Here is a 23,968-nt window from a genome sequence, read left to right as displayed (position 1 = left end):
TATATTATTATTCTGCATGTACGGAGCAAAGCTAAACGCATTACTTTACGCACCCAATTCCAAATTGGGCGCACTCGGTTAGACTGGCTTAAGTTATCATTGGCTTTCGAATGAAAACCTCACTAAACCACTTTGACCCACTATCGGACGTTCACGCCCCTCCCCTCGCTTCCCAACTTCGGACGCTGATTCATCTTTGCGAATGACCGATTTCGAAGGGCGGCTATCCACTTACGAATTCCGTGATGGGAGAGGAAAGCGGCCATCCGCTTTTGGTGCTTCGATCGAACAAGCTGACGTGTAAAGTGACAGCTACCCTCACTCTTCGGATCTAGCCGACGTCTCAGTCTCGCGCCGCATGAATGTCCAATCGATAAGGGCTTCAATAGACGGCCCGAGAGCCAAGCCTATCTCGCTTAGGGCGTATTCGACCTTGGGCGGAACTTGAGGATAGATCGTTCGGGTGACGATCCCGTCCTTCTCCAGTTCTTTCAGCTGTTGAATCAGCATCTTCTGATTCACGCCTTCGACGCGTCGTTCTAGCTCGGAGAAGCGCAAAGGCGCCCGTGCAGCAAACAGTTGAAAGATGATCACCATCTTCCACTTTCCCTCCAGGACGCGGAGGGCCTCGCTCGTGGCAGCAGCCCAGACAAGCTGCTGCTGTGGATCCTCGCATTGCCAGTCACGCTGCATAGGTCACTTACCTTTTGGTGGGTAACCCACCTTTCGGTAGGTTCTTGTCACTTCTGGTACCTGACCATAATTTCCGGTGCGAAGCAATGATCGCAGAGGAACGACACATGAAGATCGGCATTCTTGGGACGGGGCACATCGGCAAGACACTCGTCACCAGGTTGAGCAAGGCGGGCCATAAGGTAAAGGTGGCCAACTCGCGCGGGCCCGAGACGATCGATCCCGAGCTCCTGTCAGCCGGCGCCCGCGCCGTGACGACGGAGGACGCGCTGGCCGACGTTGAGGTCGTCATTCTCTCGATACCTCTCAACCGTATCGCCGGAATTGCGCAGTTGGTGGCTCGCCTGCCTGACGAGACGGTCGTGATCGACACTTCCAACTATTACCCGTTCCGGGACTCCAAGATCCAGGCAATCGAAGACGGACAGGTCGAAAGCCTGTGGGTGGCTGAGCAACTTGGCCGCCCGATCGCAAAGGCATGGAATGCGATCGGCTCCGCCTCTCTTGCCAAGAAGGGCAAGCCGGCAGGTTCACCGGACCGGATCGCCATTCCCGTTGCAGCGGATCGTGAGCGCGATCGGCAGGTCACGATGGCTCTGGTCAGCGATACCGGCCTGGACGCCTTCGATGCCGGCTCGCTTGCGACCTCGTGGCGTCAGCAGGCCGGCGCGCCAGTCTATTGCACCGACCTGACCCTCGCCGAAATTCCTGCGGCTCTCGACGCTGCGGAGAAGGACAGGCTCCCCAAGCGCCGGGACCTGGCGGTCGCGGTGATGCAGGAGCGGTTGGGTGACGGAACTACGAACCCTGACGAGGACTGGGGCGTTCGCCTCGTCCGCGCCATCAATATGTAAACGCCGCCCGAACCGCTCCATTCCGATAGCCATCTATCTACCAGAGGATCAGACCATGACCCGCGTTGTACGCTTTCACGAATACGGCTCCGCAGACGTGCTGCGCATCGATAACGTCGAGGTTCCTGCACCTGAAGCCGATGAGGTGCAGATCGCAGTCAGAGCGATCGGGTTGAACCGCGCAGAGGTAATGTTCCGCAACGGCGCGTACCTGCAAGAAGCGGAGTTCCCCTCACGGCTTGGCTACGAAGCCGCAGGCATGGTCAAGACCGTCGGCAGCGCCGTGTCGGGCTTCGCGGAGGGCGACGCCGTTAGCGTCATCCCGACGCTCGATATGTCGCGCTGGTCTACCTACGGCGAGATCATCAACATCCCGGCCCGCTACGTCGTCAAGCATCCCACCGCCCTCTCGTTCGAGAAGGCAGCCGCCTCCTGGATGCAGTATGTCACGGCCTGGGGTGCGCTTATTGATCAGGCGAAGGTCACCGCAGCGGACTTCGTCATCGTGTCAGCCGCATCGAGTAGCGTCGGCATCGCGGCGATCCAGGTGGCTCGCAGCGTCGGGGCGACGGTGATTGCGACCACTCGTACGAACGCCAAGGCGCAGGCGCTGACTGATGCCGGCGCTCATCATGTGATCGCCACCGCCGACGGCGACCTTGCAGAACGTGTGAAGGAGATCACCGGCGGGAAGGGTGCCCGCGTGGTGTTCGATCCGATCGGCGGTCCTGCCATCGCCCAATTCGCCAAGGTCATGGCTGTGGGCGGCATTCTGCTGGAATATGGTGCCCTAAGCCCAGACGACGGTCCGTTCCCGCAGTTCGCCGTGCTGGGCAAGAGCCTGACGATCAAGGGCTACCTCTACACGGAAATCGTCGGCAATGATGCAGCGCTGGCGCGAGCCAAGGTATTCATCACCGAGAGTCTGGAAAGCGGCAAGCTCGATCCGCTGGTTTCGCGGACATTCCCGTTCGACAAGATCCAGGAAGCGACCCGTTTTCTCGAATCCAACGAGCAGATCGGCAAGATCGTCGTGACTGTCTGATCAGCTATCGGGAGGGCTCTAAGGCTCTCCCGTTTATAAAATGGGCGTGGCAGTCAAGCGACTACGACAGCCACATCAGAGTTCGAGATGAACGAACGGCAGCTTCGGGCTTTGGGTATTTGCTCATCGAACGACAGCTTTTGGGCGAACGCACCCCGCCTTCTGGCTTGCGGCCAGACCCACTTCCGGCCGCACAGAGACCGCCAGGCGCCGCTCGAAACCGACAGCTCGTTCAGCATCATCGACGGCTGATCAACCACATTTCTAAACCGGCGGTTTACTGCGCATGCGTATACTCGATCGACCGATCTGGGCCGATGGAGATGATCGATGGGTCACTCGTCAATGGACCCCGCCTTTCACGAACTTCGGCCTTGGAACGAAGGCCGGCTGATTGGTGCGAAGCGGGCGCTGAAACAGCAACAGGTCTGGGCCATTCGCTTCTGGCTCGACCAGCAGAGGAGACTGCGCGACCGAGCGCTGTTCGACTTCGCCATCGACAGCAAGCTCCGCGGCTGTGACGTGGTCAGGGTGCGGATCGGCGATGTAGTTTCCGGCGGGTGCGTCCGTGACCGCGCCGTCGTGGTTCAGCAGAAAACCAAACGACCGGTTCAGTTCGAGATAATGGACACGGCGCGAAAGACGATGCGAGCATGGTTGGAGCGACGTGGGGGGATACTGAACGACTTCGTTTTCCCGAGCCGCAACGACTACATGGACCACATGAGCACGCGGCAATATGCCCGCCTCGTGCGCGAGTGGGTGGTCGGCATCGGCCTACCGGCGCAGGATTACGGGACGCACTCGCTACGGCGCACGAAAGCGTCGATCATCTACAAGGCGACTGGCAACCTTCGCGCCGTTCAAATCCTTCTCGGCCATGCCAAGATCGACAGCACGGTGCGCTACTTGGGCGTTGACGTGGAGGACGCTTTGGAATTGGCCGAACGCACCGAGGTCTGAGAGACCCATTTCCTGACATTCAAAGCCTCCCGGTTCGCTCCCAACTCCGGCTATTCATTCAGGTGGGATGCCATGGATATCCGCATCAGGTCATTCGCCGGAACCGCTCTGGCCAACGATGACATGTCAGTAGCGGCCCCTTTGCTCGACCCGTCGCCGCTGCAAGGCCGGACGAAGCGGCAGGTCCCACCAGCGGTACGCGGCAAAGGCGAAGGCTATCGTGAAAGCATAGAGGGCCGCCGCAACCGACACCGTGGCCCATGTCGTCGTGCCACCGGCAGCGATCCAATTCATGTACAGGTACACAAAGGGATAATGCGTGATGTACAGCGGGTAGGATAGCTGCCCTGCCGCACGGCATAGGCGGCTCACCATCCGACCGCCGCCCGAATGCCGCCCCAACACGATGATCGCGGGAAACAACAGCAGCACGCACAATGCCTGATACAGGCCGTTCAACTTGAGGCCACCGTAGCTGGGCAGCACGGGGGCGGCGAAGACGACGCCAAGGCTCAGGCTGAGCGGCACGAAGCCGATACGCCATCGCGGCAGCCGGTCATGCAGGCGGAAGATCAGCAGACCGGTGATGAACGGATAGGCAAGCCGCACAGGCGCGCCCCAGAAATTGGCAAGCCCCCAACCGGTATCGTAAGACCCCAGCGACAGCGCCATCGCCGCGGACACCAGTCCGGCGATAAGCGCTGTTATCGCCAGCGCACGCGTTCCGAGCCGCCGGAGCACCAGCGCATAGGCCAGATTGCCGATATATTCCTGTAGCAGCGTCCAGGCGGGGGCATTCAGCGGATGGCTGTCCCCCAAGCGGTTGGCCAACGGCGCGGATGGCAAAGCGAACAACGCCATGACGAACGCGAACACGATGAGTATTCCCGGCGCATTCTGCCGATTGCCCGCGAACGGGTCCGCCACATAGCTGAGCAGTCCCAGCACCGCTCCCAGCACGACGAGGGGATGCAGCCGGATCAGCCGGCGGACCAGGAACTGGCGTGTCGACATCGTTCCCCAACGATCGTCATAGGCATAGCCGACGACGAAGCCCGACAGCGCGAAGAAGAAATCGACCGCCAGATACGCATGCGGCAGTAGCAGTCGTGGCGCGTCGAACAGCACCGTGATGCCCTGGATATGGAACGCCACCACCAGCACCGCTGCGGTGCCGCGCAGTCCGTCGAGAACCTCAAAATGAGCCTTGCCGTCGCGGATCGGCAGCACGGCATCCAGTGGACCCTGCGCAATCATCGCCGTGCCGCTCGTGCGGGGTTACCCACGACCGTCTCTCCAACTGCGACATCACGGGTGACCACGCTGCCGGCGCCGACGATCGCATCGTCACCAATCGTCACGCCGGGCAAGATCAATGCGCCACCGCCGATCCAAACGTTCGCGCCGATCCGGATTGGCCGTCCGAACTCCAGCAGCCGCGCCCGCAGAGCGGGGTCGCGGGGATGGTCGGCGGTCAGGATCTGCACGCCCGGCCCGATCTGCGTACCGGCACCGATATCGACGCGCACGACGTCGAGCACGACGCAGCCGAAGTTGAGGAACGCCCCTGTGCCGAGATGAATGTTATAACCGTAGTCACAGTAAAATGGCGCTCGGACGGTTACCCTTTCTCCGACGTCCCCCATTGCCTCGCGTAGCAATCGATCGCGATCGGCCGCTGAGGCGTCAGCCATGCCGTTGTACCGAGCCATCCACGCGGCAGTGCGCGCCGCGTCGGCCGCCAGTTCGGGATCGTCGGCGGTGTAAAGCTCGCCCGCCAGCATCCTGGTCTTCTCGCTCATCACATTCAGCTCAGATCATGCAGGTCTTTGCCGAGCGGCGGGGTAATCCGCAGATCGGAAAACCGTACGCCCAGCCCCTCGCGCTCGGGCGTGCAGGCCATGGGGCCGACGCGATATGAAGACACCACGGGAAACGGTGCCAATCGAACAAGAGGCCACGTTATGCCATCCGCCGACACCTGCAACCGCAACACACTGTTGGCGACCGTGGCACGCATCCAGAAGTCGCATGGATCGTATGCGTAAGGGCTGGTCGCCCAGTCCGAGCGATCATCGGTCAGGACGCTACTCAACATCGCGCGGCCATCGGACAATTCGATTCCGGCCTTAATCCAGCGACGCTCGTCGATCCGGATTATGATGCCTGCCTGATCATAAAGCTGTCGATACTCCGCGCGAATGCGCAGCTGCGCCGTGAACGCGGCAGGAGTGGCGAAACCAAGGAAATGACCGGAATCCCGCGTGAAGCCATAATGCGTCTCGCGCCAGAAATCGGTGGCCTGATCGGTGAACAGTGTCACTTCTCTGCTCGCATCCACGTTCCAGCGACGAGGCGCATTCAACCAGACGCCGTCGCTTCGCCCCAACACGGTATGTGCCACGGTCCCGCTACCGCGTGCGATCGACGGCACCGCGAGCGCCGTCGCACCACCAATGATCGTGCGCGGCGATACTATTGCTTCCTGCATGCCCCCCGTCCTCCCTATACGCTACGACAGCGGAGCGACGCCCGCTGAAGAACAATATGTACAAATGTACATGTGCTTTGCAAAGGGGGTGCCGTGAGCGGCGGGACGAAGCGGAAAGATTCTGAACGTCGACAGCGGATCGTTGAAGCGACGCTGGATGTCGTCGCCGAATACGGCGTGACGGGCACCACGCATCGCCGCATCGCGGCGGCTGCAGCCGTGCCGCTCGGGTCCGTGACCTATTATTTCGCGACACTGGACGACCTTATCGCAGCGGCATTTCTTCAACTGGCCGAGCAATCGTCGGAGGAATTTGCGAAGCGGATGGCAATGGCAGGCGATCGGGATAGCGCCAAGGCGGCGATCGTTGCCATCATCGCGGGATCGATATGGGCGACACCGCGCACCTTGCTGCTCAGCTACGAACTCTATGCCTTTGCCGCACGCCATCCACCCGTCGCCGCGGTGATGCAGCGATGGATGAGCAATAGTCGCGTGGCGCTCGAGCGCTTCTTTGATCCGTTGACGGCAAGGGCGCTGGACGCGCTGGTCGAGGGCATCGGCATCCACAATTCAATCGACACCGAGCCGCTTGAGGAAGATGCCATTCGGACGATCGTGGATCGAATTACCGGCATAAATAACAGCTTTAGACAAAGCTAACAGTTTGGACAAAGCGACCCAAACCCGGACGTTCGCACCTACTTAGCTAGCGCCCAACTTGTGCCATTCGTTCATATTCTGCAAACAAGAAACCGCTCTGATGCGCGCTGAATCAAGTTCGATGGGTCAGGTCTTCGCTACACAATCGTTGGCGTGATCCCGCCATCAACGCGCAACGCGGCACCGTTGGTTGCCGCAGCCACCGGGCTTGCGACATAGGCGACCATGCTAGCGACCTCTTCCGGCTCGATCATCCGCTGGATCAGCGAGGTCGGGCGGTCCCGGCTGAAGAATTCGCGTTCGATCTCGGCGTCCGATTGCGAGGCATCGCTTGCCACGCTCTTGAGGAAGCTCACGATACCCTCGGACCGCGTGGTGCCCGGCATCACCGTATTGACCGTGACGTTGGTGCCTTTGGTCAGCGCCGCGAGCCCGCGCGAGATGGCAAGCTGGGCGGTCTTGGTCGTGCCGTAGTGGATCATATCGGGCGGGATCAGCACGGCGGATTCGCTCGAGATGAAGATGATCCGCCCCCAGTCGCGCGCGAGCATGCCGGGGAAATAGGCCCGTGCGAGCCGCGCGCCGGACAACACGTTGACCTCGAAAAAGCGGCGCCAGTCGTCGTCGGTGATGTCGGCGAATGGTTTGGATTCGTAGATGCCGAGGTTGTTCACGAGGATGTCGACCGCCGGCACTGCCGCGACGAGCGCCGCTGCGCCCTCGGCCGTCGCCGCATCGGCGAGAATGGCGCGCGCGGCACCGATATCGGCGGCAGCGGCATCGAGCTTGGCCTGGTCACGACCGCAGATGATGACGTCCGCACCCTCGGCGGCGAGCTGGCGGGCGATCTCAAGTCCGATGCCAGCGGTCGATCCGGTGACGAGGGCGCTCTTGCCGCGAAGTTTCAGGTCCATGCGAATGTCCTCGATTGGTTCAATATCCGTCAAACTCCAGGTAGGACCGGTGCCTGCGCTTGATAATCGCGCGGCTTGGCGCTTTACCCGTGAAGCAATTTCACAGGTGGCCGATGGATAACCGTGCGGGCGAGATGCAGGTCTTCCTGCGAGTGGTGGACACCGGCAGCTTTTCCGAGGCTGCGCGGGCGTTGCTGATGACGCCGTCGACGGTGAGCAAGCTGATCGCGCGGATCGAAGCGCGAATCGGGGTGCGGCTGATCGAGCGATCGACGCGGCGACTGTCTTTGACCGCTGAGGGACAGCTTTACTACGAGCGCAGCCAGATGCTGCTGGCGGACCTGGACGACCTCGACAGCCAGTTGATGCAAGGGGCCGCTAGCCCCGGCGGTACGGTGCGGATCACGGCATCGGTCGGGTTCGGTACGCTCGCGATCGAGCCGTTGCTGCCCGCGTTCTGGCAGCTCTACCCCAATATCGTCGTCGATCTGTCGCTGTCGGACGATATCGTCGACCTCTATCTCGATCGGACCGACATCGCGTTTCGGATCGGCACGCTGTCCGACTCGTCGCTGACCGCACACAAGCTCGGGACTGCACGCCGTGTCATCGTCGCATCGCCGGACTATCTCGCACGCCGCGGCGTTCCGGTCGATTTCGCGGATCTTGCCGACCACGACTGTTTGGGCTTCAACTTCCGCCGGACGATCACGTCGTGGCCGATCGCGGACGGGGGACGGATCGTCGAGCGCGCCGTCAGGGGATCGCTGATCGCCAACAACGGCGAGACGGTCCGCCGCATGGCGATCGCCGGCGTCGGTCTGGCGCGGCTCGCCGACTTCCATGTCCGCGCCGACCTGGCCGCGGGTCGCCTGGTCGAAGTTCTTCCAGGCCCGTCTGCCGGCGACAGCGAAAGCGTCCACGCGCTGTCGGTCGGCGCGCGCGAACTGCCACGCCGGGTGCGCGCCTTCCTCGATTTCGCGGTTCCCCGCCTGCGCGCGTTCGTACAGGCCTCAGGCGGCTGAGCGTGCGCGTCAGTCGGCGGCGTCGAGCACGCGGATGATCCGGCGGTCCGGAATCAGCCACAGCGCGATGACGGATACGTACAGCCCGATCGCGATCCAGCGGCTGACGAACGCCAGCGGCACCGCCAGCGTATAGAGCGCAATGCTGCCCCAGCCCTTCCAGTCCGAGCCGATCGCGCGGGCGACCGCGGAGGTCTTTCCGTTGCAGGCGATGATCGCGCGCTCGGTCAGCGTATAGCCGATCGCGGCCAGCCCGAGGACGATCCCGTAGGCGGCGGTGGCGCCGGCCGCGAACTGGCTTTCGTCGAGCCAGCGGATCACGAAAGGCACCAGGCTGAGCCAGAACAGCAGGAACAGGTTCGCCCACAACACCCGCCCGTCGATCCGATCGACCGCGTGGAACATGTGGTGGTGATTGTTCCAGTAGAGCCCGACGTTCACGAAGCTCAGCAGATAGGCGAGCAGGAGCGGCGCGGCACCCACCAGACCGTGGAGATCGCCGGTTTCGGGGACCTTCAGTTCCAGCACCATGATCGTGATGATGATCGCGACGACGCCGTCGGTGAACGCCTCCAGCCGTCCCGGCCCCATTCGACGTCCGCTCATGTTTGCTCCGTGCCGATGATGATTGTCGGGGAAGCGTAGCCGCGCAATTTCCGGAAGTCCCGGCGGCGGTGGTCGCCCGCGACGGAATATGTCGGTTATCCGCAAATTTCGTTTCGGTTCGACAATAATAGCGCAGGGTCGGCGCGCATTGACGAGCGGACGCCTGCCTTTTGGGAGCTACGCACATGAAAATCTGGATCGCTTGCCTTGCGACGGTCACGACGATGCTCGCTCCTTTGGCCAGCGCGGACGCCCAGCAGACGCCGCGACCGACGATCGTGCTCGTGCACGGCGCGTTTGCGGAGTCCGGGTCGTGGAACGGGGTGATCGATCGGCTGCGCGCGGACGGCTATACCGTGATCGCCGCGTCGAACCCGTTGCGCGGCGTGGCGAGCGATGCTGCGTCGGTCGCGGGTGTGGTGAACGCGGTGACGACGCCGGTGGTGCTTGTCGGGCATTCCTATGGCGGGCCCGTCATCACCGAAGCGGCGGCGCAAGCGGGCAACGTCAAGGCGCTGGTCTATGTTGCAGCGTTCGCACCCGATACCGGCGAGAGCGCGATCGAACTGACCGGCAAGTTTCCCGGTGCCACGCTGGGCGCCGCGCTGGCGACGCCGGTCGTGCTGCCCGACGGGACCAAGGATCTCTACATCCAGCGCGACAAGTTCGCGCACCAGTTCGCCGCGGACGTCCCCGCCGCGCAAGCCGCGCTGATGGCCGCGACGCAGCGCCCGGTCGCCGAGGCGGCGCTCAACGAGAAGGCGGTGACGCCGTCGTGGAAGACGATCCCGTCCTGGTTCATCTACGGCAGCGCCGACCTGAACATTCCGCCCGCCGTGCAGGCGTACATGGCCAAGCGCGCGGGGTCGAGGAAGACCGTCGTCATCGCCGGCGCTTCGCATGTCGTGATGACGTCAAATCCGAAGGCCGTCGCCGCGCTCATCGAAGAGGCCGCCGCCGCGCAATAGCCGCGATGCCATACCCGGAAACGATCAGGACATTCCGATGCCAGACATGATGCACGAACTTTCCCGGCGAGCCGTCGTCATCGCCGCCGCAACCGCAGCGGCGGCGAGCTTGCTCCCGGCGACGGTGTTCGCCTCCCCCCTTCCCAACCCAGACGGAGTACCGAGAATGAGCAGCGGTTTCATCAAGACCAAGGACGGCATCGACATCTTCTACAAGGACTGGGGTCCGAAGGCCGCGCAGCCGATCGTGTTCCATCATGGCTGGCCGCTGTCGTCGGACGACTGGGACACGCAGATGCTGTACTTCCTCGCCGAGGGCTACCGCGTCGTCGCGCATGATCGCCGCGGGCATGGCCGATCGTCGCAGGCCGATACCGGCAACGACATGGATCATTATGCCGCCGATGCCTCCGCCATGGCAGAGCATCTCGACCTCAGGAATGCGGTACATATCGGCCACTCGACTGGCGGCGGCGAAGTCGCGCGCTATGTCGCGAAATTCGGCCAGCCACAGGGCCGCGTCGCCAAGATGGTGCTGATCAGCGCGGTGCCGCCGATGATGCTCAAGACCGCGAGCAATCCGGGCGGCTTGCCGATGTCGGTGCTCGATGGCCTGCGCAAGGCGCTCGCCGACAACCGCGCACAATTCTATCTCGATCTGGCCTCGGGGCCGTTCTACGGCTTTAACCGCCCGACCGAAAAGCTCTCGCAGGGAATCGTCGACAATTGGTGGCGCCAGGGCATGATGGGCGGTGCGCTCGCGCATTACGACGGGATCAAGGCGTTCTCCGAGACCGACCAGACTGCGGATTTGAAGGCGATCACCGTGCCGACGCTCGTCCTGCAGGGCGATGACGACCAGATCGTGCCGTACGAAAACGCGGCGGTGCTGCAGGCCAAGCTGCTGAAGAACGCCACGCTGAAGATCTACAAGGGGTATCCGCACGGCATGCTGACGACGCACGCCGACGTCATCAATCCGGACCTGCTCGCATTCGTGAAGGGGTGATCGCACGATGACTCTGGCGGGAGGGTGGCGGTCGTCGCTCTCTCGCTCAGCGATAGGCGACGCGCGCCGGGATCGTCACTTTGATCTCGGTGCCGGTTTCGGCGTGCATCGCCAGGGTCCCGCCTAGCGCGACGGCGCGCTCGCGCATGCCGATCAGGCCATAATGGCCGGGTCGATGCCCCGCCTCGCGAACGTCGGGCGGGAGGCCGATACCGTCGTCCGACACGCTGACGATGAGCTTGTCGGAGGTCGATCGGATCGCGACGACCAGCCGGCTCGCGCGTGCATGACGCACTGCGTTGGCGAGCGCTTCGCGGACGATCTGCGCGACCTCGTCCGCGACCGGCGCGCAGACGGGTTGCTGGATGCCGACAACCTCCACATTCCACGTCAGCGGCGGTAGGACGACGTCCTCGGCGATTGCGGACAGCAAAGCGGGCAGCGCCACCGGCTCCATGGTTTCGCGCAGGGAGCGGACCCGGTCGCGGCCGTCGAGCAGCACGTCGTCGGCTCGCTCCAGCACGGTTTCGAGGCTCGTGCGGGCGCGGTCGCCACGCGGCAGCAGTTCGACCACCGACTGGAAGCGCAGCATCAGCCCCTGAAACCCTTGCAGCAACGTATCGTGGAGTTCGCGGGCGATCCGCTCGCGCTCCGCCAGCTGGACCTCGAAGCGGCCACGCGTGCGGTCGGCGATCGCGCGGACGCGGCGGCGATAGAGCAGCCATATCAGGATCAGTGCACCCACGATGCACACCACCATGAACGCATAGGTCTGGTAGAACCGCGGCGCGATCGTGAACGTCAGCGTGGCGCCCTCGCGGTTCCAGACGCCGTCGTTGTTGGCGGCGATGACCTGGAACCGGTATGTGCCCGGACCGAGGTTGGTATACAGCGCCTCGCGCGCAGTGCCGGCGTCGATCCAGTCGCGGTCGATCCCCTCGATCCGGTAGCGGAACCGGTTCGCGGTCGCATTGGTGAGACTGAGCGCGGTGTAGGCGATCCGGACATGATCGGTACCGGCGGGAAACGCGATCGCCTGATCACGGGGGGTCTGCGCCGCCCCACCGGCATCGAGCGAGCGGATCTGCACGGTCGGCGGCAATCGGTTTCGCGACAGATGCCGCGGGTCGATCATCGCCAGCCCCTTGTTGGTCGCGAACCACAGCCGCCCCGCGGCATCCTGCGCGACATCGTTCGCCTCGACCATGTTCGAGCGCGCCCGGAAATCTTCCTGATACCCTAAACGCTCGAAGGGGATCGGCGCACCGGGATGCGCGAACGCGGCCTCCACAGACGACGTCGGCATCCGGACGATGCCATCCGCGCCGATCGTCCAGGTCGATCCGTCCCCCGTCTGGAGGAGCCCGGTCAGTCCGGCGAGAAACGGATAGGTCCGGTCGCGCAGCGACTGGAGACGCTTTCCATCGTACCGCGCGAGACCCTGATCACCGACGATGAGAAGTCCGCGATCGGTCGGCACCCATGTCGCGGTCCTGCCCGTCACCTGATCCTTGCTGCGCCACAGCAGCGTTTCGACACCATCGCGCAGGCGGGACACGCCTTGCCCGATCCGTCCGAACAGGACGCCCCCCGCCCCGTCCGACCGGACGCGGTGGATCGATCCGGCGGGCGTACCGCTTGGCTTGGCGACCGGTTGCAACTGGCGTCCGACCAGGCGGTAGATCTGTTCGAAACCGGCCCAGAAGACGCCCGCCTTATCCATCGTGCAGGTGATCGACATCGGCCCGAGGACCGGCGTCACCTTGGCGAGGCTACCCGCGGGATCCAGATCGAGCAGGTATTTCCCCTGCATGCCGACCACCAACAGCCGCCGATCGTCGCCGCACAACACGCCGATGTCGGGTTGCGGAAAGACGAGCACGGGCACCCCGGAGCGACCGATCCGGTATATGCCGGAAAGCCCTGCAACAAACAGATTGCGCGAGGACGCGCTGCCCACGAAGCCGGACACGATCGCCTCGGTCTGCGCAGGCTGAGCGATGTTGCTAGGCGCGAACCGGTCGAGCCCGGATTCCGTCCCGACCCAGATATTGCCCTCGCGATCCTCGAGAAGCGCGGTCGTCAAGGCAGCGGTCAGGCCCTGCTTTTCGGTGAACAGCTCGACCCGGCCGGTTGCCGAAGCGGGCTGAAACGCGGCCGCGGACAGTCGACCGAGCCCCGAATCCTGACCTGCGATCCAAAGATTGCCGTCATGGTCGAAGATCATGCGCTCGACGACATAGGGGGTGGTGGCGGTGCCGGTCCGATACGCGCGCGCGGTGCGATCGAGCGGCAGTATCTGCGTACCGGTGCGCCGCCAAACGATGCCGTGACGGTCCTGCGCGAGCGACGTCGCGCCCGTGATCGCTATCCCGGTATCCTCGAAGCGATCGCTCCCCGGTTTGAGGCGAAGCATCCGCGGCATGAGCGACAGGTAGATGCCTCCCGGCGTACTCAGGATATCGCCCGTCTCGCTGTCGGGGACACCGCGCCCGGCGCCGAACGCCGTCCATTTGCCCGCGAACAGCCGACTGAGAACCAGCTTCCCCATCGAATCGCCCGCAACCCAGATTGCACCGTCCTGCCCCTCGACGATGCTGTTCACGCCGCCGTTCGGTGCCCAGGGGTTCGCATCCTTCAGCACGCCGCCGCGAACCACGGAGATACCGCCAAAGTCGTACCCTACCCAGATGTCGCCATTGCGCGCCGCGAGCAGTGCGGTGACCTGCGGCGAGCGATAGCGATCCTGGTCGACGGGGACGACCCGCTCGAAAACGATGCCGTCGAACCGGTACAGCCCCGTCGCGGTCCCGAGCCACAGATAGCCATCGCGTCCCTGCACGATCGCACGAATGTTGCCGGGGGCACCGTCGCCCAGCGTCCAGCGCGAATGGCGCATCTGCGCGATGCCCCGCGTTGGCTCGAGTGCGGCGGCGCGGCCGATCACCATGAAACAGCACAGGATACCGAACAGGACGCGCAACAGGTCACGGGCGATCGCTCTGCCGCGCTCAAGGCGTAGAAGACTGGTTTGCGCGATCAAGCGGACGATACCCAAGCAGAGCTGATGATGATCGACGTTGCGCTCGCGCAACGAACAAATGCAAGGCTCGATCGCATTACGTCGGGTCATACGATTTTTGGTCGCGCTGCTGGCTGAGACGCGTGGGCGCAAATGTCACGATTGTCCAAATTGGGTCAGCCCTGTCCACGATCCTGCGCCGAGCTCGTGATATCAATGACATAGGTCCGCACCGGATCGACGGGAGAACAGGATGCCGCCGATAGACGGTCGGACCGACGACGCGGCGACGATCGGCACCTGGCGCGGTGTCCGCATCGACGTTGCGCCGCGCGATGCGGTGAGCGTCGAGGTAATGGTCGCCAGCGCGGGCGTCTTCGCGCACGAGATCGGCCGGACGCGCCCGGGCGGCGGACTGGGCAATCTCGACACGGCCCTGGGCGGCGCGATCACCCGGTTGCGCGCCGACGGCATTTTTCGCGCAGAAACGGGCGACGTGCTGACCTTGTCGGCCCCCGCACGACCGATCCACGCGACCACCGTGCTCGCGATCGGACTCGGCGATCCTGCGACATGGACGCCCGCGACGATGCGGCAGGCGGTGTCGACCGCGGCGCGAGAAACGATCCGCATTGAGGCGGTGTCGGCGGCGTTCGCGCCGAGCCTGCTCGACAGCGGCCTCGATCCGGACAGTCTGGCCGGCACGCCCGACGCGATGCTCGCCGGGCTGTTCGACGCACTGTCCGACGCCCCCGCCCGGATGCTGTCACGCTGGGTGTTCTGCGTCGGCGCCGGGCGGTTCGAGACAATGGCCGAGGTCTTTCGTGCCAGCTTCGACCGGCTCGCCGTGCCTTGACGCAGCGGCCGCTTGCCATGTCCGCCAGTCGCGGCGCAGGGTCGCCACTCACCTACCCGCCAGCCCGAGAGCCCGCATTGCCGCCCTCCCCCCGGATCCGGATCATGATCGTCGACGATCATCCGTTCCTGCGCGAAGGGGTGAAGGCTGTGATCGAAACGCAGGAGGATCTGGCGGTGGTCGCGGAGGCCGAGTCCGGCGAACAGGCGCTCGCGCTCTACCCGACGCACCTCCCCGACATCGTCCTCATGGATCTACAGATGCCGGGGATCGGCGGCGTCGATACGATCGCGGCGATGCGCAGCAACTGGCCGCACGCGCGGATCGTCGTGCTGACCACCTATTCGGGCGATGCGCAGGCGTTGCGCGCGCTCCGCGCGGGGGCGGCCGGCTATCTGCTGAAGAACACGCTGCGCAAGGAACTGCTCGACACGATCCGCTCGGTCTATGCCGGCGGCAAGCACCTGAATGCGCAGGTGGCGTCGAGCATCGCCTTCCACGTGATCGAGGATGCGCTGACCGAGCGCGAGATCGGCGTGCTGTCGCTGGCGGCGTCGGGCAATTCGAACAAGCAGATCGCCGCCAAGCTGGCCGTCTCGGAGGAGACGGTAAAGGGCCATATGAAGCTGATCTTCGCGAAACTCGGCGCCTCGGATCGCACGCACGCAGTGACGATCGCCGCCAAGCGCGGGATCATCGCGCTCTGATCCGAGGCGACATCACCTGCCTCTAAAGAGGGGGCGCACGCCACCCCGGCCGGGGCGCAGGCGATCGATCCGCATCCCCTATGCTCCTTCGTACAGACTGCGACGGAGACCCAGGCGATGCTGCATATTCTTCCTCCCGCGCCCGCACTGCCACGCGGGTTCGTGCCGACGGTGGCCGCCAGCCTGGTCGCGAATGCGGTCAGCACGCTCGATCACAATCCGCAGGTTGCGCGGCATTATCTGGAGCGGCTCGCGGCGATGTTTGCCGACGATGGCACCAGCGGCTCGCCGTTGAAGGCCAAGCCCGTCAAAGGTGGGCTAGCGGCGTGGCAATTGCGCAACGTTGTCCAACATATCGATGCGTATCTCGGCGCGACGATCGGGGTCGACGCACTCGCCGAGGTCGCGCGGCTCAGTACCGGGCATTTCTGCCGTGCGTTCAAGGTGTCGACGGGCGAGACGCCGCACGCCTTCCTGATCCGCCAGCGCGTCCGCCGCGCGCAGACGCTGATGCTGCAGACCGACGATACGCTCAGCCACATCGCCTACGCCTGCGGGCTCACCGACCAGGCGCACCTGACCCGGCTGTTCCGCCGCGTGGTCGGTGCGACCCCGCTGATCTGGCGCCGCACCTGGCAGGCGCGCTGACCGACCTTTTTCCAACGGGAGACTATCATGACCATTACTGCCACCGCCACGCCCGGCGCGTCCTTGATTTCGCCGACCGATCACACGCTGGTAATGATCGATTTCCAGTCGCAGATGGCGTTTGCCACCAAGTCGATCGCGACCGAATTGCTGCGCAACAATGCTGCCCTCATCAGCCATGCCGCAGCGGTGTTCGACGTGCCGACGATCCTGACGACGGTCGCCGTGGACAGCTTTTCGGGGCCGATGTTCAGCGAGATCACCGACGCGTTCCCCGGCGAGCCGCTGCTCGACCGCACCTCAATGAACACCTGGGAGGACGCCGCGGTGATCGACGAGGTCAACCGCATCGGCAAGACGCGGATCGTGTTCGCCGGGCTTTGGACGGGCGTCTGCATCGTCGGACCGGTCGCATCGGCGATCGACCAGGGCTTCGAGGCGTATTTCATCAGCGACGCGTGCGGCGACGTCTCGGTCGAGGCGCATGAGCGCGCGGTGCAGCGGATGATCCAGCTGGGTGCGGTGCCGATGACGTCGGTGCAGTATCTGCTCGAGTTGCAGCGCGATTGGGCGCGGACCGGAACCTACGACGCGGTCACCGGCGTCGCGCGGAAATTCGCCGGCGCCTACGGGCTCGGCATCACCTACGCGAAGACCATGTTCGGCGCGTCCGAAGGCGGGCACTGATCGGTGCGGCCGTACCTGATCTCGCTCGCCGCCGGCCTGTTCGTCGGCGTGATCTATGCGCTGCTGAAGGTACGGTCGCCGGCCCCGCCGACGATCGCACTGATCGGGCTCGCCGGGATATTGCTCGGCGAACAGGCGGTGCCGCTCGCGAAAAGCCTGTGGGCGAGCCGCGAGAAGGCCGCCGCGATCCGGGCGGCCTGCACCGACCACGTGTTCGGCATGCTGCCCGGCCATCGCCACGACGATGCGGCGTGATTGACCGCCGCACGACCATCCTCGGCGGGGCAGCGGCGACGCTCGCCCCGCTGCTTGCCGGAAACCGGAGACCGACTATGTCCGACCTGATCCTCGTCAACGCGAAGGTGACGACCCTCGACCGCGAGAACCCCGAGGCGCAGGCGATCGCGATCCGCGACGGCAAGTTCCTCGCGGTCGGCTCCGAGCAGGAGGTGCGCGCGGCGGCTCCAGACGCGACCGTGATCGACGCGGGTGGGCGACGCGTCATCCCCGGCCTGATCGACAGCCACATGCACATCATCCGCGGCGGGCTGAACTATAACCTCGAACTGCGCTGGGACGGCGTACCGACCCTTGCCGACGCGATGGCGATGCTCAAGCAGCAGGTCGACAACACCCCCGCCCCGCAATGGGTACGCGTCGTCGGCGGCTTCACCGAGCACCAGTTCGCCGAGAAGCGCCTGCCGACGATCGCCGAACTGAACGCCGTCGCGCCCGATACGCCGGTGTTCATCCTCCACCTCTACGACCGCGCGCTCCTCAACGCCGCAGCCTTGCGCGTGGTCGGCTACGGCAAGGCCACGCCCAACCCGCCGGGCGGCGAGATCGTCCGCGATGCGGCGGGCAACCCGACCGGGCTGCTGCTCGCGCAGCCCAATGCGACGATCCTCTATTCGACGCTCGCCAAGGGCCCGAAGCTCCCGCCGGAGTATCAGCTCAACTCCACCCGCCACTTCATGCGCGAAATGAACTCGCTCGGCGTCACCGGGGTCATCGATGCCGGGGGCGGCTTCCAGAACTATCCCGACGACTATGCGATCATCGAGAAGCTGCACGCCGACGACCAGTTGACGCTGCGCATCAGCTACAACCTCTTCACGCAGAAGCCGAAGGAGGAACTCGCCGACTTCCAGGGCTGGGTGAAGCAGGTCACGCCGGGCCAAGGCGACGACACGTACCGGCACAACGGCGCCGGCGAAATGCTGGTCTATTCCGCCGCCGACTTCGAAGATTTCCGCGTCGAGCGCCCCGACATGCCGCCGAGCATGGAGGGCGATCTCGAGCCTGTCATCCGGCTCCTGGCCGAACATAAATGGCCGTGGCGTTTGCACGCGACCTACGACCAGACGATCGGCCGCGCGCTAGACGTGTACGAGAAGGTGGCGAAGGACATTCCGTTCGACGGAATCAACTGGTTCTTCGACCATGCCGAGACGATTACCGACCGCAACATCGACCGGATCGCAGCACTCGGCGGTGGCATCGCGGTCCAGCACCGCATGGCGTATCAGGGCGAGTATTTCGTCGAACGCTACGGCGCCAAGGCCGCCGAACGCACGCCGCCAATCGCGAAGATGCTCGCCGCCGGGATCCATGTCGGCGCCGGCACCGACGCGACGCGGGTGGCCAGCTACAATCCGTGGGTGTCGCTCAACTGGCTGGTGACCGGCAGGACCGTCGGCGGGCTGGGCCTCTACCCCGGGGCCAACCGCGTCAGCCGCGAGAAGGCGCTGGCGATGTGGACGCACGAGAACACCTGGTTTTCGAACGAGGTCGGCAAGAAGGGCCGGATCAAGGTCGGGCAACTCGCCGACCTCGCCGTGCTGTCGGGCGATTACCTGACCGTTCCCGAGACAGACGTCCCACACCTGCGGTCCGTCCTGACGCTGCTCGGCGGTAAGGTGGTGTTCGGCGAAGGCGACTACGCACCACTAGCGCCGACGCTGCCCAAACCGATGCCCGACTGGTCGCCGGTTGCAACCTTCGGCGGGTACCACCGCACGCCCGAAGCCTCAGCGAAACTTGCCGCCGCGTGCGGATGCGCGAGCGGCTGCTCGGTACACGGCCACGACCATGCCGCCGCGCTCGGCCGCGAGGTGCCCGTGGCGGACGTGCAGAGCTTCTGGGGTTCGTTCGGCTGCGGCTGCTGGGCGGTCTGATCATGATGGGGAGACCGAGAATGACACGTACGAACCTGCTTATCGCTATAGCCTTGCTCGGCCTGTCGCCCTCCGCGCCCGGCTTTGCCCGCGACGCTCCGGCCACCGCCGACTATGCGGTGGGCCCGCAATACGACACGACCCACGTCTACGTTGCGCCGGAGGACTTCGACCGCTTCGTCGCCAGCCTGACCGCGACGTTCGGCGGCACGAGCACGAAGAAAGGCGCGTTCCAGGTCACGCCGACGACCAGTAAGACCTTCTCGCAACTCGTGCTCACCCCCGCCGGATCAATCTCGGTATTTGGCTTCACCACGCCGATCCCGTTCCCGTTCGGCAGCGAGCGCAACGGCTATCTCGTCACCGACATCGACGCGGCCGTCGCGTCGGCGGTCAGCCACGGCGCGACCCGCACCATAACGACCTTCCCCGATCCGATCGGCCGCGATGCGGTTGTCCAGTGGCCGGGCGGAGTCGGCATGCAGATCTACTGGCACACCGCCAAGCCGAACTACCCTGCGCTGGCGACCATCCCCGAGAACCGTGTCTACCTCACGCCCGACGCCGCTAACGCCTTCGTGAAGAGCTGGACCGGCTTCGCGCACGGCAAGAACGTGTCCGATGACACGGCGGCGGACGGCAACGACATCGGCAGGCCCGGCACACGCTATCGCCGTATCCGCGTCGTATCCAGCTACGGCAAGATGACCGTGATGGTGTCCGACAACCAGCTCCCATGGCCCTATGGCCGCGACGTGACCGGCTATGAGGTGGGCAGCCTTCAAGCCACGCTGGCCAAGGCGAAAGCGGTCGGCGTCGAAACGCTGGTCGAGCCGCATGCCGAAAGCGACCGGCAGTCGGCGATCGTTCGCTTCCCCGGCGGCTATATCGCCGAGATCCATTCACCGATCGCACGATGACCGCGGCGCGCACGCCGCGTTTCGTCGGAGCTATTCTCGACTGGCGCTGGACCGGCTTCCTCGCCCGCCTCGCCCTCGTTGGCGCCTATCTCCTCGGCGGGATCGTCAAGGCGAGCAATTGGACCGCCGCGGTCGCCGAGCAGACGCATTTCGGCATGTCCCCGCCCGCCCTGTGGGCGGCGCTGACGATCGTGGTCGAGATCGTCGGCCCGCTGCTGATCCTGTCCGGTCGGCTCGTCTGGCTCGGCGCCGGCATGCTCGGCATCTTCACGCTGTTCGCCGCCATCACGGCCAACGCGTTCTGGGCGATGCCCGCCGGTCAGGAGCGTTTCATGGCCGCCAACGCTTTCTTCGAGCATCTTGGCCTCATCGGCGGGTTCGTCCTCGCGGCCATGGTCGCGGAGATCGAAGCAAGACGTGCGTAGGGTCTTGCTGCTGGGCTTGGCGTCGGCCGCCCCCGCGGCAGCGCAGACCGAGGCGTGGCAGCCGCCGACCTTGACCGTCACGCGCTACGACGAGGATTGGACGACGCTCGGAGATCCAGCCGAACGGAAGGACCATTGGACGGGCCCGTTCAAATACATTCCGATTACGACGGACGCCTATCTCACCACCGGAGTCGAGCTCCGCCTGCGCAACGAGAAGTACCACGATAACTTGTGGGGCGATGCGGATGCGCCCGACGACGGATACCTCTGGGCGCGCGTCGTGCCCTACGCTGACCTGCATGTCGGAAAAGCACGCGCGTTCGTCCAGCCGATCATCGCCTATGCGGCAGGCGTCGCGCCCTCCGCTGGCCCAGTCGATCAGACGCGTGCGGACCTGCTCCAGGGCTTTGCGGATATCGACATTGGCCCGGGGACGGTCTGCGTTGGCCGGCAGATGCTCTCGCTCGGCACCGAGCGCCTCGTCGGCACCCGCTACGGCCCCAACGTCCCGCTGGCTTTCGACGGTGCGCGCGGCATCGTCCGGATCGGGCCGGCAACCGTCAGCTTGCTGGCGGTGCGTCCGGTACAGCCGGGTCCGAAGTCGTTCGACGACACGCGCTCCCGCAGCAAGTCGCTTTGGGGCGCGTACGCCACGTTTCCCGGTCTCGACATCTATTATCTCGGTTACCGCAATGCCCGCGCCGCGTTCGGCGGACGCAACGGGCGCGAACTGCGTCACAGCATCGGCGCGCGATCGTTCGGAACCGCCGGCGACTGGCACTGGAACGTCGAGGGCGTCGCGCAGTTCGGGCGCTTCGCCGGCAGTCGGATCGGCGCATGGACGCTCGGCACCGAAGTCGGACGGACCTTCCCCAACGCCCCATTTGTGCCGGATGCCGTCATGCGGTTCAACATCGTCAGCGGTGACCGCCGCCGCGGTGACCACACGCTCGGCACGTTCAATGCCCTGTTTCCAAAAGGCAAATATTTCGGCGAACTGTCGCCGGTGGGCCCGTCGAACATCGTGAGCGTGAACCCGCGTGTGGCGATGACCGTAACGCCGGGCGTTTCCGCCAGCATCAGCGGCATGGTCTACTGGCGATACGCGCGTGCCGACGGCGTCTACGACGTTCCCGGCAATCTCCTGCGCGCGCCGGGCACCTCCACGGCACGCTTCATTGGCAAGGAGATCGAGGCGACGCTGGCCTGGCAGGCGACGCCAGAACTCGAACTCTCGACATCGGTGTCCGCCTTCGACGCCGGGCGCTTCCTCGACGACACGGGCTCTGGCCGCACGATCGGCATGCTCGGTCTCGAGAGCAATTTCCGGTTCTGACCACACCGCCTCTTCCTCGCACGAACACTGATCCTGGAGATCGACATGGCCATCACCGCTACACCCACCGACCCCCGCGTACCGCTGCTACTCCTGCTTTCCGTCACGACGGGCCTCGTCGACGCGGCCAGCGTGCTCGGTCTCGGCAAGGTCTTCACAGCCAACATGACCGGGAACATCGTGTTCCTGGGCTTCGCGGCATCGGGCGCGCCGGGGTTCAAGATACTCCCCTTCGTAGCAGCGCTGGCGAGCTTCATGATCGGCGCGCTCGTCGGGGGACGGACCGGCAAGGTCCATGCAGGAGGATCGGAACGACGCTGGCTCCTGACATCGGCCGTCGTGGAAACGGCGCTGCTCTGGGCCGCCGCGATATCGGCGTTGGGGTTCGACGTGGCCACCCAATCGCCTGAGGCGCGGCTCTACCTGATCATCGGCCTCACAGGCATCGCGATGGGCTATCGCAACGCCACGATCCGGCAACTCAAGGTGGCGGATCTTACGACGACGGTGCTCACCTTGACGCTGACGGGGCTCAGCGCAGACTCACGCGCCGCCGGTGGAACGGGCACGAACTCGAGGCGACGCGTGGGCGCCGTCATCGCGATCTTTGCCGGCGCGGCGCTGGGCGCGGGACTGCTAGTGCATGTCGGCCTCTACGCGCCACTCGCCCTCGCCGGGGCCGTTGTGTTGTTCGGAACGCTGGCATTCGCCTACCGTCTGGAGGCCGCACCTTCGGCCTGATGAACGTTATGCCGAAGCAGCGTTTTGCAAATGGTGTGATAGGCGCTTCGCTGCTGGACGCTTTCGAGCAGTGCCAATCCCGCACGCGCATCACGAATGCAGATGACGACGAGGTTTAATCATCACGCCCCCAGATCACATTGGTCTTGATGACCCACAAGCGGACACTCTTGTGCCGTTTCCGCTTTCCCCATGTCTGCCATTCGTTCAGCTTCCAGCCTGCAGACGGGGCGCCGATTTTTGATCTCAAAGAGGCTTTGTACGCGCAAGCCATGCCGCCCAATGGTCATGCCTGAGTGACGAACTCGATCTCTCAGCGGAACGGAAAACGATCAAAACGATTTAGTCCCGGCACGGAGTTCGGCTGGTCGGCACGCTCCACGGAGGCGTGATGAAGCAGCGGGACGATTGGCATCTGACGGAAGCGCTCGATTACGAGCACGGACGAGCGGACCCTTTTGCCGCGGCTGTTCGGGCTACCCGAATGCCTATGGTTATTACGGACCCCGCGCAGACCGATAACCCGATCGTCTTCTGCAACGAAGCCTTTCAAACGCTGTCGGGCTATGACCGAAGTGAAATCATTGGCCGTAACTGCCGCTTCCTGCAGGGTCCCGACACCGATCGAGAGCAGGTGGCTAAAGTGCGTCGGGCAATCGACGCCCAGACCGACATTGCCGTGGACCTCCTAAACTATCGAAAGGATGGATCTGCGTTCTGGAACGCGTTGTATCTGAGCCCTGTGCGCAACGACGCCGGTGAGGTTGTATTCTTCTTCGCCTCCCAGCTTGATGTTACTGAACGCGTCAAGGCGCAGACTATCATTTCAAAGCAAAAGTTATTGGTCGAGCAGGAAGTCGAGGCGCGCACGTCAGACCTGGAGGCAGCGTTAGATGCAAAAACTCTGCTGCTTCACGAAGTCGACCACCGGGTAAAGAACAACCTTACGATGATCGGTTCGCTCCTGCGTTTGCAGGCGCGTAGCATATCAGACCCCGCTGTTTCATCAAAACTTGAGACCATGCTCGAACGGGTCGATGCGCTGGCGACGGTGCATCGCCGTCTTTATCAGTCGGACGATGTCACCCGGTTCGATGTCGGGGCGTTTACCGAAAATCTTATCGGCGACGTCGTTGGTGCCAGCCGACGCGACGACATCAAGCTGGTTTCGAACATTTCGCAAATAGAGGTGCCGTCCAGTAAGGCGGCATCGCT

25 protein-coding genes are annotated in these 23,968 nt (G+C 64.3%); 18 read left to right on the top strand and 7 right to left on the bottom strand.

The annotated features are described in order from the left end of the window. Nucleotides 1-318 precede the first annotated feature (318 nt). Nucleotides 319-693, bottom strand: a complete 375-nt coding sequence (locus C8J39_RS00300) for a helix-turn-helix domain-containing protein (protein ID WP_107956037.1) — start codon at nt 691-693, stop codon at nt 319-321. A gap of 86 nt (nt 694-779) precedes the next feature. Here C8J39_RS00300 and C8J39_RS00295 point away from each other — a divergent pair, with 86 nt between their 5' ends. The 3 genes from C8J39_RS00295 (at nt 780) to C8J39_RS00285 (ending at nt 3,555) form a co-directional block, all read left to right on the top strand. Continuing rightward, nucleotides 780-1,547, top strand: a complete 768-nt coding sequence (locus C8J39_RS00295; protein WP_120298809.1) for an NADPH-dependent F420 reductase — start codon at nt 780-782, stop codon at nt 1,545-1,547. Nucleotides 1,548-1,602: 55 nt separating this feature from the next. Beyond that, nucleotides 1,603-2,592, top strand: a complete 990-nt coding sequence (locus C8J39_RS00290) for a zinc-dependent alcohol dehydrogenase family protein (protein ID WP_107956035.1) — start codon at nt 1,603-1,605, stop codon at nt 2,590-2,592. A gap of 345 nt (nt 2,593-2,937) precedes the next feature. Beyond that, complete coding sequence (locus C8J39_RS00285; RefSeq protein WP_207897013.1) at nt 2,938-3,555, top strand: tyrosine-type recombinase/integrase; 618 nt, start codon at nt 2,938-2,940, stop codon at nt 3,553-3,555. A 126-nt stretch (nt 3,556-3,681) separates the two neighbouring features. On the opposite strand, the gene C8J39_RS00280 is transcribed toward C8J39_RS00285, so the two are convergent. Genes C8J39_RS00280 through C8J39_RS00270 form a run of 3 tightly spaced genes read right to left on the bottom strand, consistent with a single transcriptional unit; the run spans nt 3,682 to nt 6,046 of the window. After that, the gene (locus tag C8J39_RS00280; protein ID WP_107956033.1) at nt 3,682-4,812 is read right to left on the bottom strand and encodes an acyltransferase; all 1,131 of its coding nucleotides are present in this window, start codon (nt 4,810-4,812) and stop codon (nt 3,682-3,684) included. Then, on the bottom strand, nt 4,809-5,357 hold the full coding sequence (locus tag C8J39_RS00275) for a sugar O-acetyltransferase (RefSeq protein ID WP_165895333.1): 549 nt from the start codon (nt 5,355-5,357) through the stop codon (nt 4,809-4,811). Before C8J39_RS00275 ends, C8J39_RS00280 begins: the two co-directional genes overlap by 4 nt. A 5-nt stretch (nt 5,358-5,362) precedes the next feature. After that, complete coding sequence (locus C8J39_RS00270; RefSeq protein ID WP_107956031.1) at nt 5,363-6,046, bottom strand: DUF1349 domain-containing protein; 684 nt, start codon at nt 6,044-6,046, stop codon at nt 5,363-5,365. Nucleotides 6,047-6,139: 93 nt separating this feature from the next. Between C8J39_RS00270 and C8J39_RS00265 the strand changes: the two genes are divergently transcribed. Next, a complete protein-coding gene (locus C8J39_RS00265; RefSeq protein WP_107956030.1) occupies nt 6,140-6,709 on the top strand; it encodes a TetR/AcrR family transcriptional regulator in 570 nt (189 codons plus the stop codon). A 137-nt stretch (nt 6,710-6,846) separates the two neighbouring features. On the opposite strand, the gene C8J39_RS00260 is transcribed toward C8J39_RS00265, so the two are convergent. After that, a complete protein-coding gene (locus C8J39_RS00260) occupies nt 6,847-7,623 on the bottom strand; it encodes an SDR family NAD(P)-dependent oxidoreductase (protein ID WP_060525210.1) in 777 nt (258 codons plus the stop codon). A gap of 113 nt (nt 7,624-7,736) precedes the next feature. On the opposite strand from C8J39_RS00260, the gene C8J39_RS00255 reads away from it, so the two are divergent. Beyond that, the gene (locus C8J39_RS00255) at nt 7,737-8,648 is read left to right on the top strand and encodes a LysR family transcriptional regulator (RefSeq protein WP_060525209.1); all 912 of its coding nucleotides are present in this window, start codon (nt 7,737-7,739) and stop codon (nt 8,646-8,648) included. Nucleotides 8,649-8,657: 9 nt separating this feature from the next. Here the strand turns inward: C8J39_RS00255 and C8J39_RS00250 are convergent, their stop codons facing one another. After that, entirely contained in the window at nt 8,658-9,254 is a 597-nt protein-coding gene (locus C8J39_RS00250; RefSeq protein WP_235529636.1) for a TMEM175 family protein, read from the bottom strand. A gap of 185 nt (nt 9,255-9,439) precedes the next feature. Between C8J39_RS00250 and C8J39_RS00245 the strand changes: the two genes are divergently transcribed. Beyond that, a complete protein-coding gene (locus C8J39_RS00245) occupies nt 9,440-10,222 on the top strand; it encodes an alpha/beta fold hydrolase (RefSeq protein ID WP_120298805.1) in 783 nt (260 codons plus the stop codon). A gap of 166 nt (nt 10,223-10,388) precedes the next feature. Then, the gene (locus C8J39_RS00240) at nt 10,389-11,231 is read left to right on the top strand and encodes an alpha/beta fold hydrolase (RefSeq protein ID WP_165895334.1); all 843 of its coding nucleotides are present in this window, start codon (nt 10,389-10,391) and stop codon (nt 11,229-11,231) included. A 46-nt stretch (nt 11,232-11,277) separates the two neighbouring features. Here the strand turns inward: C8J39_RS00240 and C8J39_RS00235 are convergent, their stop codons facing one another. After that, nucleotides 11,278-14,364, bottom strand: a complete 3,087-nt coding sequence (locus C8J39_RS00235) for a two-component regulator propeller domain-containing protein (protein WP_243650267.1) — start codon at nt 14,362-14,364, stop codon at nt 11,278-11,280. A gap of 142 nt (nt 14,365-14,506) precedes the next feature. On the opposite strand from C8J39_RS00235, the gene C8J39_RS00230 reads away from it, so the two are divergent. The 11 genes from C8J39_RS00230 to C8J39_RS00180 all read left to right on the top strand — a co-directional run. Further along, nucleotides 14,507-15,109 carry a M17 family peptidase N-terminal domain-containing protein gene (locus C8J39_RS00230; RefSeq protein ID WP_120298801.1) on the top strand — a complete coding sequence of 201 codons (603 nt, stop codon included), beginning with the start codon at nt 14,507-14,509 and terminating at the stop codon, nt 15,107-15,109. 104 nt (nt 15,110-15,213) lie between these two features. Further along, nucleotides 15,214-15,816 carry a response regulator transcription factor gene (locus tag C8J39_RS00225; RefSeq protein WP_060525204.1) on the top strand — a complete coding sequence of 201 codons (603 nt, stop codon included), beginning with the start codon at nt 15,214-15,216 and terminating at the stop codon, nt 15,814-15,816. Nucleotides 15,817-15,933: 117 nt separating this feature from the next. Continuing rightward, entirely contained in the window at nt 15,934-16,464 is a 531-nt protein-coding gene (locus C8J39_RS00220; RefSeq protein ID WP_082444085.1) for a helix-turn-helix domain-containing protein, read from the top strand. 27 nt (nt 16,465-16,491) lie between these two features. Beyond that, nucleotides 16,492-17,151, top strand: a complete 660-nt coding sequence (locus C8J39_RS00215; protein ID WP_120298799.1) for a hydrolase — start codon at nt 16,492-16,494, stop codon at nt 17,149-17,151. A 3-nt stretch (nt 17,152-17,154) separates the two neighbouring features. Then, entirely contained in the window at nt 17,155-17,406 is a 252-nt protein-coding gene (locus C8J39_RS00210) for a XapX domain-containing protein (protein WP_120298798.1), read from the top strand. Between the two features lie 77 nt (nt 17,407-17,483). Continuing rightward, a complete protein-coding gene (locus tag C8J39_RS00205; RefSeq protein WP_120298815.1) occupies nt 17,484-19,328 on the top strand; it encodes an amidohydrolase in 1,845 nt (614 codons plus the stop codon). Between the two features lie 20 nt (nt 19,329-19,348). Further along, nucleotides 19,349-20,248 carry a glyoxalase gene (locus C8J39_RS00200; protein ID WP_120298796.1) on the top strand — a complete coding sequence of 300 codons (900 nt, stop codon included), beginning with the start codon at nt 19,349-19,351 and terminating at the stop codon, nt 20,246-20,248. Further along, a complete protein-coding gene (locus C8J39_RS00195; RefSeq protein ID WP_120298794.1) occupies nt 20,245-20,673 on the top strand; it encodes a DoxX family protein in 429 nt (142 codons plus the stop codon). Before C8J39_RS00200 ends, C8J39_RS00195 begins: the two co-directional genes overlap by 4 nt. Continuing rightward, nucleotides 20,666-22,012 (top strand): alginate export family protein, encoded by a 1,347-nt coding sequence (locus C8J39_RS00190; protein ID WP_120298792.1) that lies wholly within the window; start codon nt 20,666-20,668, stop codon nt 22,010-22,012. Before C8J39_RS00195 ends, C8J39_RS00190 begins: the two co-directional genes overlap by 8 nt. A gap of 45 nt (nt 22,013-22,057) precedes the next feature. After that, nucleotides 22,058-22,753 (top strand): YoaK family protein, encoded by a 696-nt coding sequence (locus C8J39_RS00185; protein ID WP_120298790.1) that lies wholly within the window; start codon nt 22,058-22,060, stop codon nt 22,751-22,753. Nucleotides 22,754-23,144: 391 nt separating this feature from the next. Further along, the coding region (locus C8J39_RS00180) for a histidine kinase dimerization/phosphoacceptor domain -containing protein (protein WP_120298788.1) at nt 23,145-23,968 on the top strand (824 nt) is incomplete at its 3' end.

Source organism: Sphingomonas sp. PP-CC-1A-547, from assembly GCF_003610375.1.
Classification (GTDB): domain Bacteria; phylum Pseudomonadota; class Alphaproteobacteria; order Sphingomonadales; family Sphingomonadaceae; genus Sphingomonas.
The sequence above is the reverse complement of the archived record's forward strand: the minus strand, read 5'-3'. Positions and strand labels throughout refer to the sequence as shown.

Coding starts and splice junctions, on each gene's coding strand:
- C8J39_RS00300 (WP_107956037.1), bottom strand. CDS start 693: ATGCAGCGTGACTGGCAATGCGAGGATCCACAGCAGCAGCTTGTCTGG.
- C8J39_RS00295 (WP_120298809.1), top strand. CDS start 780: ATGATCGCAGAGGAACGACACATGAAGATCGGCATTCTTGGGACGGGG.
- C8J39_RS00290 (WP_107956035.1), top strand. CDS start 1,603: ATGACCCGCGTTGTACGCTTTCACGAATACGGCTCCGCAGACGTGCTG.
- C8J39_RS00285 (WP_207897013.1), top strand. CDS start 2,938: ATGGACCCCGCCTTTCACGAACTTCGGCCTTGGAACGAAGGCCGGCTG.
- C8J39_RS00280 (WP_107956033.1), bottom strand. CDS start 4,812: ATGATTGCGCAGGGTCCACTGGATGCCGTGCTGCCGATCCGCGACGGC.
- C8J39_RS00275 (WP_165895333.1), bottom strand. CDS start 5,357: ATGAGCGAGAAGACCAGGATGCTGGCGGGCGAGCTTTACACCGCCGAC.
- C8J39_RS00270 (WP_107956031.1), bottom strand. CDS start 6,046: ATGCAGGAAGCAATAGTATCGCCGCGCACGATCATTGGTGGTGCGACG.
- C8J39_RS00260 (WP_060525210.1), bottom strand. CDS start 7,623: ATGGACCTGAAACTTCGCGGCAAGAGCGCCCTCGTCACCGGATCGACC.
- C8J39_RS00255 (WP_060525209.1), top strand. CDS start 7,737: ATGGATAACCGTGCGGGCGAGATGCAGGTCTTCCTGCGAGTGGTGGAC.
- C8J39_RS00250 (WP_235529636.1), bottom strand. CDS start 9,254: ATGAGCGGACGTCGAATGGGGCCGGGACGGCTGGAGGCGTTCACCGAC.
- C8J39_RS00245 (WP_120298805.1), top strand. CDS start 9,440: ATGAAAATCTGGATCGCTTGCCTTGCGACGGTCACGACGATGCTCGCT.
- C8J39_RS00240 (WP_165895334.1), top strand. CDS start 10,389: ATGAGCAGCGGTTTCATCAAGACCAAGGACGGCATCGACATCTTCTAC.
- C8J39_RS00235 (WP_243650267.1), bottom strand. CDS start 14,364: ATGACCCGACGTAATGCGATCGAGCCTTGCATTTGTTCGTTGCGCGAG.
- C8J39_RS00230 (WP_120298801.1), top strand. CDS start 14,507: ATGCCGCCGATAGACGGTCGGACCGACGACGCGGCGACGATCGGCACC.
- C8J39_RS00225 (WP_060525204.1), top strand. CDS start 15,214: ATGATCGTCGACGATCATCCGTTCCTGCGCGAAGGGGTGAAGGCTGTG.
- C8J39_RS00220 (WP_082444085.1), top strand. CDS start 15,934: ATGCTGCATATTCTTCCTCCCGCGCCCGCACTGCCACGCGGGTTCGTG.
- C8J39_RS00215 (WP_120298799.1), top strand. CDS start 16,492: ATGACCATTACTGCCACCGCCACGCCCGGCGCGTCCTTGATTTCGCCG.
- C8J39_RS00205 (WP_120298815.1), top strand. CDS start 17,484: ATGTCCGACCTGATCCTCGTCAACGCGAAGGTGACGACCCTCGACCGC.
- C8J39_RS00200 (WP_120298796.1), top strand. CDS start 19,349: ATGACACGTACGAACCTGCTTATCGCTATAGCCTTGCTCGGCCTGTCG.
- C8J39_RS00195 (WP_120298794.1), top strand. CDS start 20,245: ATGACCGCGGCGCGCACGCCGCGTTTCGTCGGAGCTATTCTCGACTGG.
- C8J39_RS00185 (WP_120298790.1), top strand. CDS start 22,058: ATGGCCATCACCGCTACACCCACCGACCCCCGCGTACCGCTGCTACTC.